Genomic DNA, 14,341 nt, shown 5'->3' with positions numbered 1-14,341 from the left:
GATGAGAAAAAAATTATTTTTATACAATATAGTTGTTCTTGTTTTTACTCTTTTTATTGTAACTGTTTTGTTTATGAAAATAGTAAACAAGGAATATGAGGAAAATTTAAAGCAGGATTTAAAAAGAAACAGCATTTTAGTTTCAAATTTATTGAGTTTTAAGCACAGTAAAGATGTAATTACTATACTGAAAAAAGAATTTAAAAACTGTGATTTTAGGATTACATATATAAATAGAGCTGGAGTAGTATTATATGATAATGATATAGACTATAAAAAGCTTGATAACCATAACAAAAGGGCAGAGGTAATTGAAGCAAGAAAAAGCGGAGAAGGTTATAGTATAAGGTATAGTAATTCTTTAAAAAAGAACATAATATATTATGCTTGTAGGGGGGATGATGGAAGCATAGTTAGAAGTGCTATGCAAATTTCCTATGTTAACAGCTTTAAGCATGTTTATTTAAAATACTATATAGCCGTTGTTGCATTAAGTGGTATTTTTGCTATGTTTTTATCGTTTAAATTGTCAAATAGAATTACAGCGCCAATAAAGGATTTAGAGTTTATAACTTCTGCTATAGCTAAGGGAGAACTTGAAGGAAGGGTTAGAATGTCTTCTAATGATGAAATAGGACATTTAGGAAAGACATTTAATCATATGGCAGACAAACTTCAAAGCACTATTATGGATTCTGTAGAAAAGCAAAATAAGCTTGAAGCTATTCTTGAAAGTATGGATAGTGGAGTCATAGCAGTAGATAGAAAAAACAATGTTATAATGATAAATCCTTATGCTGAAAGGATATTTGGACTCAAGAAGAACATAATAGGGCTAAAGCTTATAGATAATATAAGAAATTATGATCTTGAAAATATATTTAGAGAAAAGTCAAAAAAATATAAGGAACTTAAAATTACATGGCCAACAGAAAGAATTCTTAGGGTTAAAACTGCCGATATAATAAATGGATATGAATATATAGGCATTGTAGCTGTATTTCAAGATATTACTGATATAAAGAAGCTTGAAAATATGAGAACACAGTTTGTAGCAAATGTTTCTCATGAACTTAAAACTCCGCTTACTTCAATAAAAGGCTTTGCAGAAACTATAAGATATGTTGATGACGATAAAAAAAGAAATGAGTTTTTAGACATAATAGACAGCGAAGTAGATAGATTGACAAGACTTATAGGTGATATACTTGTACTCTCAGATATAGAAATAAATACGGAGATGAAAAAGGAGAAAATTAATGTAAAAGAGAGTATTAAAGAAGTTTATAATTTGCTTAAGGATACTGCTGCAAAGAAAAATATTGAAATTGAAACTAAGTGTGAAGAAGGACCTATGATAACAGGAGATATTGATAAATTTAAACAAATTGTTATTAATCTTGCGGATAACGCTATAAAGTATAGTGAAAGTAACGACAGGGTTTTTATTGGAAGTAAGTACGAGGACGGTAATTGTATTATATGGGTTGAAGATACAGGCGCTGGCATACCAAATAAGGATATACCAAGACTTTTTGAAACCTTTTATAGAGTTGATAAAGCACGTTCTAGAGCTAAAGGAGGAACAGGGCTTGGTTTAGCTATAGTAAAGCATATAGTTATGAATTTTAAGGGTACAATTAAAGTTGAGAGCGAACTTAATCGAGGAAGTAAGTTTATAGTAACTTTACCAATAGGATAAATATGAATAATGATTAAAATAAAGAGGATATTACACCCTCTTTATTTTTTTAACATAAAGATAACAATTTCTTATACAGCCTTAACACCGATTTAATAAAATTACATTAGGTAATTAAAAATATAAGTTTTTAATTCTATTAAGAAAAGGAGACTGTGTATGGAAGTTTCAACTGAAAAAGGCGCTTTAAAACGAATAAAATTAAAGAAGGATTCAATTGCATTAAGAATAATGATGGCAATTTCAATTTCAATTATAATTCTAATGCTTACAACAAACGTAATAATATACTATTTAACTTATCATAAGATTTATGACATGAGTACTAGCAATATCGGTATAGTTACTTCTGAGATGAGAAATAACTTTCAAAGCATGATGAAGGTTCAGATAAGCGACGTTGAAAACATGTCAAAGGATTTAGAACTTCAAAAATTTGCAGCAGAGGAGAATGAAACTTCAAGACAAGATATTTTAAGTAAAGAAAGTATCAATATAAATCTAATTAAAAATAAGTTTAATTTAAGTGTCATGAACAAGGAATATACTGAAAATGTATTTTTTACAGGCAAGGATGGTATAACAACTATATGTACGAATAGTAATTATGAGGGCTATGATAATTCACATTATGATTATGTAAAAGATGCTCTTAATGGAAAGTCCGAAGTGAGCTCTGTGTACACTTCTGTTATGAGCAGCAAACCAGTTATAACCTTTGTAAGTCCTGTAAAAGATGGAAATGGAAATACAATTGGTGTTATTGGTAAAACTATGCTTATAGATTATTTTTCTAAAAGATTTGATAATTTTAAATACATGGGAAAGGGTTATGTATGTATTGTTGATTCAAAAAACAACATAGTGTATCATCCGGAGAAGTATTACATAAATAAAAAAAATGAAATATACGAGATAAAAAAAGTGATTTTATCCAAAGAATTTTTTTTGAAAGAAAGTTCTTCTTTTATTCAATATAATTTTAAGGATAAAACATATATAGCAAATATAAAAAGTATACCGGAGCTTAAGTTGGGAATAATACTTACTGATGATAAAAATGAAATAAAGAACACCCCTAAAAAGCTTGAAATTATAATTTCAATTATTACTTTTATAGGAATTTTAATTGTAATACCAATAATTAATCTTATTATAGCTAGGCTTTTTAAACCTATGAATGTACTTATACAAAATACTAATCAAATTGCTGATGGAAATTTTAATATAAAAAACGAAATAGGGAGATTAGATGAAATAGGAAGACTTACAGGTTCCTTTAATAAAATGACATCAAATATAAAACAGCTTGTTGGAAATATAAAGTATGTTTCAGATGATATTGTTCATATTAATGACTCTGTAAAGGATTCTCAGCAGCTGGTAGTAAGTAAAATGAAAGTAATAGATAAAGATATTAAAATTGTTTCGGAAAATACAAATAACATATCTGATAATTTAGATAAGGGGTTTGAAGCATTTAATAACATAAAACTTAAAGTTGAAGGTATAAAACTTTTATCGGATGGAATGATTAATACTGCTCAAGGTATAAATGAAATCAATAATGATGGAATAAAAAATGTTAAAGAACTTATAGAAATGAGTACTGTTTCAGAAAAGAGTATGGAAGATGTACAAAATTCTTTTGAAGAATTAATAAAAAGTATAGATGATATAAAATACATTATTAATGTTGTAAATCAGATATCAGAAAAAACTCATATTTTAGGTATAAACGCAGCTGTTGAATCAGCAAGATTAGGTAATTCAGGCAATAGCTTTAGCGTAATTGCAGGTGAAATAAGAGAATTATCCAGTGGAATAGAGCTTCAGATGGAAAATGTAGAAATAATAATAAACAAAATTAAACTTAAAGTTAATGAGGTAGGGGAAAAAATACAATCTGTTAATAATTTATGCAGCAGAGAAATAAATGTAACTAAAAATACCGCTGATAACTATGAAAAAATATTTAAGCTTAATAATAAAATCACAGACAGCATAAGGTCTATAAATACAAATCTTGAAGTGGTAAACAATGAGAATCAAATTGTTGGAGATAAATTCGATAAAATAAACCATTCCTATGGACAGTTCATGATGCTTGTCAATGAAATTGAAGATGTAATAAGCAATCAATATTCTTTAATTAACAAAGTAGATATTTCACTTGAAAGCATGGATAATGTTATAGTCAAGCTAAATATAGGCATAAATAAATTTAAATTTTAAGCAATGTTAAATTTATTTAACATTAGTATAATATTCGATTAACATTGACAAGATATCATATTACTTGTAGTTAAGAGATAAAATTTATTGAGTTTTGAAGGGAGATTTAAATATGAAAAATAAAAAGATAAAAATAGTGGTTGCTGCTCTTGCAATTACAGTTATGGCTGGAATATTTGCAGGTTGTGGTAATACATCCTCTGATACAAAAAAGGCAGCTTCAGATACGAAGACTAAAACAGAGCAAAAAGTTTCTGGATCAATAACTGCTTCTGGTTCTACAGCACTTCAACCACTTGCTGAACAATCAGTTGAAGGATTTAAGCAAAAGAATCCTGATGCTAGTGTAAATGTTCAAGGTGGAGGCAGTGGAACTGGTTTAAATCAAGTTTTACAAGGCTCAGTTGATTTAGGAAATTCAGATATATTTGCAGAAGACAAGTTAAGTGCAGCAGATGCTGGAAAATTGTCTGATCATAAAGTGTGTGTTATAGGTTTTTCTGTGGTTACAAGTAAAGATGTAACTGTAAAAAGTTTAACAAAAACCCAAGTACAAGACATATTTCAAGGAAAGATAACAAATTGGAGTCAAGTTTCAGGACCAAATCTTCCAATAAATATAATTAACAGACCAGCATCTTCAGGAACAAGAGCAACTTTCTTTAAGACAGTAATGGAGGGAAAAAATGAAAAAGAAGGTTTGGGAACTATACAAGATGCAAGTGGATCAGTTAAAACTGCTATGCAAAGCACTAAAGGAGCAATAAGCTATCTTGCATTATCATACTTAACAGAAGATGTTAAAAAGGATATTAATATGGTTCAGCTTGATGGAGTAGATGCAACTAATGACAACATAATTTCAGGAAAGTATAAATTTGCGTCTTATGAACATATGTACACAAAGGGAGAAGCAAAAGGTGTTGCTAAAGCATTTATAGATTATGTAATGAGCAGCGACAATAAAGATTTAGTTAAAAAACTTGGATATATACCTACAGCTGATATGAAAGTTCAACTTAAATAGCTTGAAAGCAGACTGGTTTAAGTTTAACAAGCCAGTCTGTTAAAATTTATATTGGATAATATTACATAGATTTTATTTTGTTTACATAAATAAATTAATTGATAATTGAGGTAAAAAATATGGGAAGAAAGAGTTTCTTAAAAAAACTTAAAAATGAGTATATAGGAAGAGGATTTGTTACTTTATGCGGTTTTTTGATAGTAATATTAACCCTCTCAATTATATTTTTTGTAGCATCTAAGGGAATACAAATTTTTACTAAAGATCATTATTCATTTACTAAGTTTCTATTTTCAAGTTCATGGAAACCGGATAATAGACCAGGACAGTTTGGAGCCTTGATTTTCATGAAGGGTTCTGCACTTGTATCAATTGGTGCTGTAATTTTAAGTACTCCTATGGCTGTGGCATTAGCTGTGTTTATGAATATGATATCTCCAAGGCTCGGAGAAAAGCTGCTTCAGCCGTCGCTTGAACTATTTGTTGGAATTCCATCAGTTGTATATGGTTTTATTGGAGTAATTGTTCTTGTACCATTTATAAGAAATAGATTTGGTGGAGTAGGCTTTAGCCTTCTTGCAGGAATACTTGTATTAAGCATAATGATACTTCCAACTATTGCAAGTTTATCTTCTGATGCAATTAAAAATGTTTCAAAAGATTATATAGAGGCTTCTTATGGACTTGGTGCAACAAGATGGCAAACAATATATAAAATTATAGTTCCAGCTAGCAAAAATGGTATACTTACAGGAATTGTTCTTGGACTTGCAAGGGCATTTGGAGAAGCTTTAGCAGTTCAAATGGTCATTGGAAATACTATTAAATCTCCAGGAGCATTAACAGATGCAACTACAACCCTTACTAGCGTTATAACTATGGACATGGCAAATACAGCTAATGGGACTATGTGGAATGATGCATTGTGGTCACTTGCATTTTTACTTTTAATAATTTCATTTATATTCATAATTTTAATAAGATTTATTGGAAGGAAAGGTGAGGTGCGATGAAATCTAAGGTTGTTGATAAAATAGCAACAGCGATATTATATATTATGTCATTATCAATTGTAGTAATTTTAGTATTATTTATAGGATATATTTTATATAGAGGAAGGGAATCACTTAATTTAAACTTCTTATTTGGAGAACCTAAGGTAGCCTCATCTGGCGGGGGAATAGGTCCGCAGCTTTTTAATTCATTTTATATGCTGGTGATTTCTCTTGCAATAACAATACCACTTGGAGTTGGTGCTGGAATATATTTGGCTGAATATGCAAAAGAAGGGATCTTTCTCAGCTTTATAAGACTTTGTATTGAAACAATGGCATCGCTTCCTTCTATAGTAGTAGGATTATTTGGTCTTTTAGTGTTTGTTACAATGACAAAATGGAGCTTTACTATTTTGGCAGGTGCACTTTCCATTACAATACTTAATTTGCCATCTATGACGAGAGTTAGTGAAAATGCTATTAGAGCTTCATCAATAAAGGTTAAAGAGGCTAGTCTTGGACTTGGTGCGACTAAATGGCAAGCTATAAAAACTGTAATTTTACCTTCGTCAATACCGCAAATACTTACAGGAGTAATACTGGCAGCAGGTAGAATATTTGGTGAGGCTGCTGCACTTTTATATACATCGGGTATGAGTGCACCAATACTTAAATATAGTAATGTTAGTTTGGTTGGAAAAGAATCACCCTTTAGCTTGTTTAGACCTGCTGAAACTCTTGCGGTTCATATATGGAAGCTTAATTCAGAGGGAATGGTTCCAGATGCAGCTAAAATTGCCAGTGGCGCATCTGCAGTTCTTGTAATAATGGTTCTACTATTTAATTTTTTAGCTCGTATAATTGGAAGAAAAATATATGAATCATACAGTGGAAAATAGGAGGAGATTTGATGGACATAATAGAAACTAAAAATTTAAATTTATATTATGGAAGTGTTCAGGCTTTAAAAGAAATAAACTTGAATTTTGAGAAGAATACAGTCACTGCACTTATAGGGCCTTCAGGATGTGGAAAGTCAACTTTTTTAAGAACGATTAACAGAATGAATGATCTTATAGACAGTGTAAAAATAGACGGTGAGGTATTATTTGAAAATAAAAATATATACAAGGATTATGACGAAATAGAACTTAGAAAGAGGATAGGAATGGTATTCCAAAGGCCTAACCCCTTTCCTATGTCCATATATGATAATATAGCTTATGGACCTAGAATACATGGTATTAAAAATAAGAGCAGACTTGATGAAATTGTAGAGAGAAGCCTTGTTGGATCAGCTCTTTGGGATGAGGTTAAAGATAGACTTAAGAAAAATGCCCTTGGACTTTCTGGAGGGCAGCAGCAGAGACTTTGTGTAGCAAGAACACTTGCTGTTGAACCAGAAGTTTTATTAATGGATGAGCCTACATCAGCATTGGATCCTATTTCAACACTAAAAATTGAAGAACTTATGGATGAACTTAAGAAAAAATACACAGTTATAATTGTAACGCATAATATGCAGCAGGCTGGAAGAATATCAGATAATACAGCATTTTTTCTAAATGGAGAAGTAGTTGAAAGTGGTAAAACAGAGAATATTTTTTATAAACCTCAAGATAAAAGAACAGAGGATTATATAACAGGCAGATTTGGGTAGAATAATATATGGAAGAGTAGGTGAATATTTATGACAAGAAAAGTGTTTGATTCGCATCTTGAAGAGCTGCATACAGATCTTTTAAGAATGGGAAGCTTTGTTGAAAAGCAAATGTATGAGTGTATTGAAGCTCTTGTTAATCAAGATATAAAAGTCGCAGAAGAAATTATAAAAAACGATGATATAATTGATGGAATGCAAAAAAGCATAGAAGATAAGGCTATAAAGCTTACGGCAATGCAGCAGCCTATTGCAGCAGACCTTAGAAATATATTTACGACTATTAAAATAGTTACAGACCTTGAAAGAATGGCCGATCATGCTGTTGATATAGCAAAGGCAATAAAGAGACTTAAAGATGAAAAGTATGTAAAGCCTCTTATAGATATACCAAACATGGGGAATATAGTTAAAAATATGATAAAAGGTGCTCTTGATGCGTATGTTGATACTAATCTTGATAAGGCATATGAAGTATGTAAAATGGATGATGAATTAGATGCTATATATAAGCATGTTTTTAGTGAACTTTTGTTTATGATGAGAAATGATCCTAAAACAATAAATCAAGCAACTCAATTTTTGTTTGTGTGCAAGTATTTTGAAAGAGTTGGTGACAGAACAACTAATATTTGCGAATCTACAATATATCTTATAACCGGTGAACAAGTAGATTTAAATGATTAGAATTTTTGGGGGTGAGGATTAAATATCCTTCCCCCTTTCATTATATTATGATTAAATGGTATACTAATTATATTGGCTTGAATTTTCACGTAATGTAATTACTTTCTTGACTTAACATGCTAAGTAATGTATATTACTAAAAGGTAGATTAAAGATATTTTAGGAGTGTAACCATGGAAAATGTAATTTCTAAAGTTTATAAAGGAAGTATAGCTGAAGAGCTTGGTATTGAGCCTAAGGATAAACTTATAAGTATAAATGGTAAAAAGGTTAAAGATATTATAGATTATAGATTTATGATGTGTGATGAATACATAGTAGTTGAAATAGAAAAACCATATGGAGAGATATGGGAGCTTGAAATAGAAAAAGAATATGATGAAAAGCTTGGAATAGAATTTGAAAATGGAATTCTTGATAAAGCAAAATCCTGTACTAACAATTGTATTTTTTGTTTTATAGATCAGCTTCCAAAGGGAATGAGAAAAACTCTCTATTTTAAAGATGATGATTCAAGGCTTTCATTTTTACAGGGTAACTTTGTGACTCTTACGAACATGAGTGATGATGATATTAATAGGATAATAGATTACAAAATAAGCCCTATAAATATATCTGTGCAAACAACAAATCCTGAGCTTAGAATTAAAATGCTTCATAATAGGTTTGCTGGAAATTTAATTCCAAGAATGAAGAAGCTGGCTGAGGCAGGCATAGAAATGAATTGCCAAATTGTTTTGTGTCCTGGTATAAATAATGGAGATGAACTTATAAAAACTGTTAATGATTTGTATAAATTTTATCCAGCAGTTAGAAATGTAGCAGGTGTTCCTGTAGGAGTTACTGACTATAGAGAAGGTTTATTTAATATGAATACTTTTGATGCTGAAAAGGCTAGAATAGAGATAAAAAATGTGAAAAAACTTCAAGAGAAATTTATGAAGGAGATAGGTTCTCCCTTCATAAGACTCTCAGATGAGTTCTATGTTTTAAGTGGCGAAGAAATACCTAATACCGATTTTTATGGAAGCTTTGATCAATTTGAGGATGGTATAGGCATGATAAGAACTTTTAGAGATAATATAGAGGAAAACATTGAATTTCTTCTAGATGATATTGAGAGTTCTTATACCATGATTACTGGTGTTTTAGCATATGATGAGATAAAAAATGCTGCGGATATGATTATGAAAAAAAATAAAAATGTAAAGATAAATGTTATTAGAGTTATAAATGAATTTTTTGGAGAAAAAATAACTGTAGCAGGTCTTTTAACAGGTAGAGATATTATTAAATATGCAAAAAAAAGTGAACTTGGCAAATACATAATATTGCCAGAAAATATGCTCAAAGATGATGAAAAAATATTTTTAGATGACACAAGTGTGAAAGACATGGAAAGAGAGCTTAATAGAAAAATCATAATATGTAGAAGTACAGGTGAAGACCTAATAAAGCTTATTAATGAAAGTGGCAGGGAGGAATAAAAATGGCAAAACCTATAGTAGCTATAGTTGGAAGGCCAAATGTTGGTAAATCAACTTTGTTTAACAAATTAGCAGGTAAAAGAATTTCTATAGTAGAGGATACTCCAGGAGTTACAAGAGATAGAGTTTATGCAGAATCAGAATGGGTAGCAAAAAAGTTTACAATAATTGATACTGGAGGTATAGAACCAGAAAACGATGATATTATATTATCTCAAATGAGACGTCAGGCACAAATCGCAATAGAAATGTCCCATGTAATAATATTTATAGTCGATGGAAAACAGGGACTTACAGATGCAGATAATGAAGTAGCTCAAATGCTTAGAAAGAGCAAAAAGCCTGTGCTTCTTGTTGTAAATAAAATAGATAAAAGCAAAGAAGAAAATAATATTTACGAATTTTATAATCTTGGTTTAGGAGACCCTATTTCAATATCTGCAGCTCAGGGACTTGGTCTTGGAGATATGCTTGATGAAGTTGTAAAATATTTTGATGATATTGAAGCTAATGAACCTGAAGAAGAGTATATTAAAGTTGCAGTAGTTGGTAAACCAAATGTTGGTAAGTCATCTTTGATAAATAGAATTCTTGGAGAAGAAAGAGTTATAGTAAGTAACATTCCGGGAACTACAAGAGATGCTATTGACAGTTACCTTGAAACTGATCTTGGGAAATTTGTTCTTATAGATACAGCAGGACTTAGAAAGAAAAGCAAGATAAAAGAGGAAGTAGAGAAGTACAGCGCAGTAAGGACTATGGCAGCTATAGAAAGGTGCGACGTGTGTGTACTTGTACTTGATGCAACTGAAAGTGTAAGTGAGCAAGATGAGAGAATAATAGGCTATGCACATGAAAGTAATAAGGCTATTTTTGTTATAGTTAATAAGTGGGATTTAGTTGAAAAAGATGATAAAACCATGAAAGCTTTTAAAGATAATATGGCAGTTAACTTTTCATTTATGGCATATGCTCCATACCTCTTTATATCTGCAAAGACAGGTCAAAGGGTACATAAGGTGCTTGAGATTATAAAAAAGTGCTATGATAACTATAATAAAAGAATTGCGACAGGAGTTTTAAACGATGTTATAAGTAACGCCGTGCTTATGAAAGAGCCTCCAGTCGTTGGAGTTACGCGTCTTAAGATATATTATGTAACTCAAATAGGAACTAAACCTCCTACATTTGTATTTTTTGTAAATAATCCTAATGCACTCCACTTCTCGTATCAAAGATACTTGGAAAATAAAATAAGACAGAGCTTTGATTTCGAGGGAACGGGTATTAAAACAATATTTAGGGAGAGGAAGGATTAAAATGAGTGGTATAACTTTTTTGGGAGGGGGTAGTTTTGGAACTGCCCTTGGGATAATGCTTGCTAACAAAGGTTATGATGTTTTAATATGGGATAGAAAACAGGATATTATAAATGACATAAATGTAAATAAGCGAAATTCAAGATATCTCCCAAAAGCTGTAATACCATTTAAGCTTAAAGCGATTAATGATATAGAATATGCGGTTAAACAAAGTAAATATATAGTTCTTGCAGTTCCATCTCATGTTATAAGAGAAATGTGTAAAAAAATAAAGCCGTTTTTAAATGATGATCAAATAATAATAAATATTGCAAAGGGAATAGAAGAGCAAAGTCAAAAAAGATTATCAGAGGTTATAGAAGAAGAGCTGCCTAAAAATGCGGTTGTTATATTATCTGGACCAAGTCATGCAGAAGAAGTAGCAATGGAAGTTCCAACTACTGCTGTTGTTTCCTCAAGTAAAATGAAGTATGCTGAGGAAATTCAAGATGTATTTATGGCAAATAAATTTAGGGTATATACTAATGATGATATTGTTGGAGTGGAAATAGGTGGTGCTGTAAAAAATATAATTGCATTGGCGGCAGGGATATGTGATGGAATGGGATACGGCGATAACACAAAGGCTGCTCTTATGACACGTGGGATGAGTGAAATAGTTAAAATAGGTATAAAGCTTGGTGGAAAAATTGGAACCTTTTATGGGCTCACTGGAATGGGTGATCTTATAGTTACTTGTACCAGTATGTACAGTAGAAATAGAAGAGCAGGTATACTTATTGGTAAGGGTATGCCATGTGAGGAAGCTTGCCAAGAAATTGGCATGGTGGTTGAGGGAGTAAAAGCATGTGAGGCATTTTATGAGCTTAGCAAATTACTTAATGTAGATATGCCTATAACCAATGCACTTTACAATGTTTTATTTAAAAATAAAAATCCAGAAAGTGAAGTTCATGACTTAATGGTAAGAGAAAAGAAAAGCGAAACATAAAGCTCTTTATAATATAAGAGATTTTGCGGTAAGCGCATTATCATCAACTTAATATTTAATAATTTAGATGAAAGCCGTACTATTGTAAAAAAACAGTAGTACGGCTTTTAAAATTTATACTTTAAAGTAGTTAAAAAATGAATTGGAGGAAGGAATAATGAAAGTAGTTAAAGTAACAAATAAAGCTTTAGCAGATGCATGTGATGAAATATTGACACTTTAATTATGTTAGGTTTTATTTCGCTAAAAAGTTATATGAGAACTGCACTAGAACAGCAAATAGTTACGATGAAAAATTTAAAGGTGATAAATTATAGTGTTTTTATCTTAAATATATAGATATCTCTCAACAAAAGTTAAATAAATTAATATGTTATTTTGTGAATAAAGTACTTCTAAGCTTAATATATATATATTGTTAATATTAAGGTACAGGAGGAAAGATTTTGGAAGACTTTAATATATATAAGGATATTGCGGAAAGAACTCAAGGTGATATATATGTGGGTGTAGTGGGACCTGTAAGAACTGGCAAGTCAACCTTTATAAAGAGATTTATGGACCTTATGGTTCTTCCCAATATAGACAATCCTCATAAGAGAGAAAGAGCAAAGGATGAACTTCCTCAAAGTGCTTCTGGAAAAACAATTCATACGACGGAACCTAAATTTGTACCTAATGAAGCTGTGGATATAAGTTTAGATGAGGGGATAAAATTTAAGGTGAGAATGGTTGACTGTGTTGGATACATTGTTAAGAATGCACTTGGATATTCTGAAGGAGAAAAACCTAAAATGGTTAATACCCCATGGTTTGATCATGAAATACCTTTTGAAGAAGCAGCAGAAATAGGAACTAAGAAAGTAATTGACGAACATTCTACTATAGGACTTGTAGTAACTACTGATGGTTCTATTACCGACATACCAAGAGAGGACTATGTAGAAGCTGAAGAAAGGGTAGTAGAGGAACTTAAGTCTATAAATAAACCATTTATTTTAGTACTTAATTCTGCACATACGGATGCCCCAGAAACACTCCAGTTAAGGACTGAACTTGAAGAGAAATATGATGTTCCAGTTGAGGTTATAAATGTACTTAATATGGAAACAAATGACATAACTAAATTGTTTACAAAAGTTTTAAAAGAGTTCCCTATAAAAGAAATTAATATAGATATGCCGGAATGGATTGAAAAGCTTACTTCAAGCCATTGGCTTAAGGAAAATTTCATGAACTTTGTTAAGGATTTAAGTAAGAGACTTAATAAGGTTAGGGATATTTCAAAAACTATTGACTCATATTCAAATGTAGACTACCTTGAAAAAGCAGAAATGGTTGAAATGAATATGGGAGAAGGAACAGGAAGAATAAACCTAGAACCTAAAAAAGATATGTTTTATAAAGTTTTAAGTGAAGAATGTGAATGTGACATTGATGGAGAAAATAAATTACTGTCTGCTATGAAGGAAATGCACACAGCAAAAGTACAATTTGATAGGATATCTGAAGCCTTGAATGATGTTAAAGAAAAAGGCTATGGCCTTGTATCACCTCAACTTTCGGAGATGAAGCTTGAAGAGCCTCAAATAGTTAGAAATGGGAGCAGGTATGAAGTTAGACTTAAAGCCAGTGCACCAAGTTTTCACTTTATAAGAGCAGATATTGAGACAGAAGTGTCACCTATAATGGGAAGTGAAAGAGAAAGTGAAGAAATGGTAAAATCACTTTTAGAGCAATTTGAAAATGATCCTTCTCAGATATGGGAAAGCAATATGTTTGGAAAATCAATAGAAGTACTTGTAAAAGAGGGACTTCAAAAAAAGCTCTACAAAATGCCAGATGACGTTCAGGCTAAAATACAGAAAACACTTGAGAAAATAATAAATGAAGGGAACGGAGGACTGATTTGTATAATACTTTAAAGCTAAGTGGCGATTTTAAGCGAGTAATTGCTTGAGGTATAAAAGGATAACGATCATATACAGGGTTTCGTATGTAATTCCATTATCCTTCTTTAACTTGTATTAGTCATTTATATATTAGCCCAAGCCTCTTGTATGTTTACTTACTGGAAAAACGCTCAAAAATAAGTGCAGATTATTCAATCAAATGAGATTAGTATCTACACTTATAATACAAAACAGACTGAAATATTTAAGTATTTTACAAAGATTTATTAGGATTTTTTAGAAATTTAGAATAAAATAACAAGTCCATATTGTAAGATGATTT

General features: G+C 30.8%; 11 protein-coding genes. All 11 read left to right on the top strand.

The window, feature by feature from the left end:
- Position 1 precedes the first annotated feature (1 nt).
- Complete coding sequence (gene pnpS, locus ACJDT4_RS05810; RefSeq protein ID WP_406786598.1) at positions 2–1,702, top strand: two-component system histidine kinase PnpS; 1,701 nt, start codon at positions 2–4, stop codon at positions 1,700–1,702.
- 159 nt (positions 1,703–1,861) lie between these two features.
- The gene (locus tag ACJDT4_RS05805; RefSeq protein ID WP_406786597.1) at positions 1,862–3,937 is read left to right on the top strand and encodes a methyl-accepting chemotaxis protein; all 2,076 of its coding nucleotides are present in this window, start codon (positions 1,862–1,864) and stop codon (positions 3,935–3,937) included.
- Between the two features lie 112 nt (positions 3,938–4,049).
- The gene (locus ACJDT4_RS05800; protein WP_406786596.1) at positions 4,050–4,964 is read left to right on the top strand and encodes a phosphate ABC transporter substrate-binding protein; all 915 of its coding nucleotides are present in this window, start codon (positions 4,050–4,052) and stop codon (positions 4,962–4,964) included.
- 119 nt (positions 4,965–5,083) lie between these two features.
- Entirely contained in the window at positions 5,084–5,977 is an 894-nt protein-coding gene (gene pstC, locus ACJDT4_RS05795; protein WP_406786595.1) for a phosphate ABC transporter permease subunit PstC, read from the top strand.
- Complete coding sequence (gene pstA / locus ACJDT4_RS05790; RefSeq protein WP_406786594.1) at positions 5,974–6,858, top strand: phosphate ABC transporter permease PstA; 885 nt, start codon at positions 5,974–5,976, stop codon at positions 6,856–6,858. Before pstC ends, pstA begins: the two co-directional genes overlap by 4 nt.
- An 11-nt stretch (positions 6,859–6,869) precedes the next feature.
- A complete protein-coding gene (gene pstB, locus ACJDT4_RS05785; RefSeq protein ID WP_406786593.1) occupies positions 6,870–7,619 on the top strand; it encodes a phosphate ABC transporter ATP-binding protein PstB in 750 nt (249 codons plus the stop codon).
- A gap of 30 nt (positions 7,620–7,649) precedes the next feature.
- Positions 7,650–8,306 (top strand): phosphate signaling complex protein PhoU, encoded by a 657-nt coding sequence (gene phoU, locus ACJDT4_RS05780; RefSeq protein WP_406786592.1) that lies wholly within the window; start codon positions 7,650–7,652, stop codon positions 8,304–8,306.
- 173 nt (positions 8,307–8,479) lie between these two features.
- The gene (locus ACJDT4_RS05775) at positions 8,480–9,793 is read left to right on the top strand and encodes a DUF512 domain-containing protein (protein WP_406786591.1); all 1,314 of its coding nucleotides are present in this window, start codon (positions 8,480–8,482) and stop codon (positions 9,791–9,793) included.
- Between the two features lie 2 nt (positions 9,794–9,795).
- Complete coding sequence (gene der / locus ACJDT4_RS05770) at positions 9,796–11,112, top strand: ribosome biogenesis GTPase Der (protein ID WP_406786590.1); 1,317 nt, start codon at positions 9,796–9,798, stop codon at positions 11,110–11,112.
- 1 nt (position 11,113) lies between these two features.
- Positions 11,114–12,106, top strand: coding sequence for an NAD(P)H-dependent glycerol-3-phosphate dehydrogenase (locus ACJDT4_RS05765; protein ID WP_406786589.1), 993 nt, complete (start codon positions 11,114–11,116; stop codon positions 12,104–12,106).
- A 446-nt stretch (positions 12,107–12,552) separates the two neighbouring features.
- The gene (gene spoIVA / locus ACJDT4_RS05760) at positions 12,553–14,031 is read left to right on the top strand and encodes a stage IV sporulation protein A (RefSeq protein WP_406786588.1); all 1,479 of its coding nucleotides are present in this window, start codon (positions 12,553–12,555) and stop codon (positions 14,029–14,031) included.
- Positions 14,032–14,341: the final 310 nt, after the last annotated feature.

This window comes from Clostridium neuense, assembly GCF_045310695.1.
In the GTDB taxonomy this organism is placed as follows: Bacteria; Bacillota; Clostridia; order Clostridiales; family Clostridiaceae; genus Clostridium_S; species Clostridium_S neuense.
This window is presented reverse-complemented; position numbering and strand designations above follow the sequence as displayed.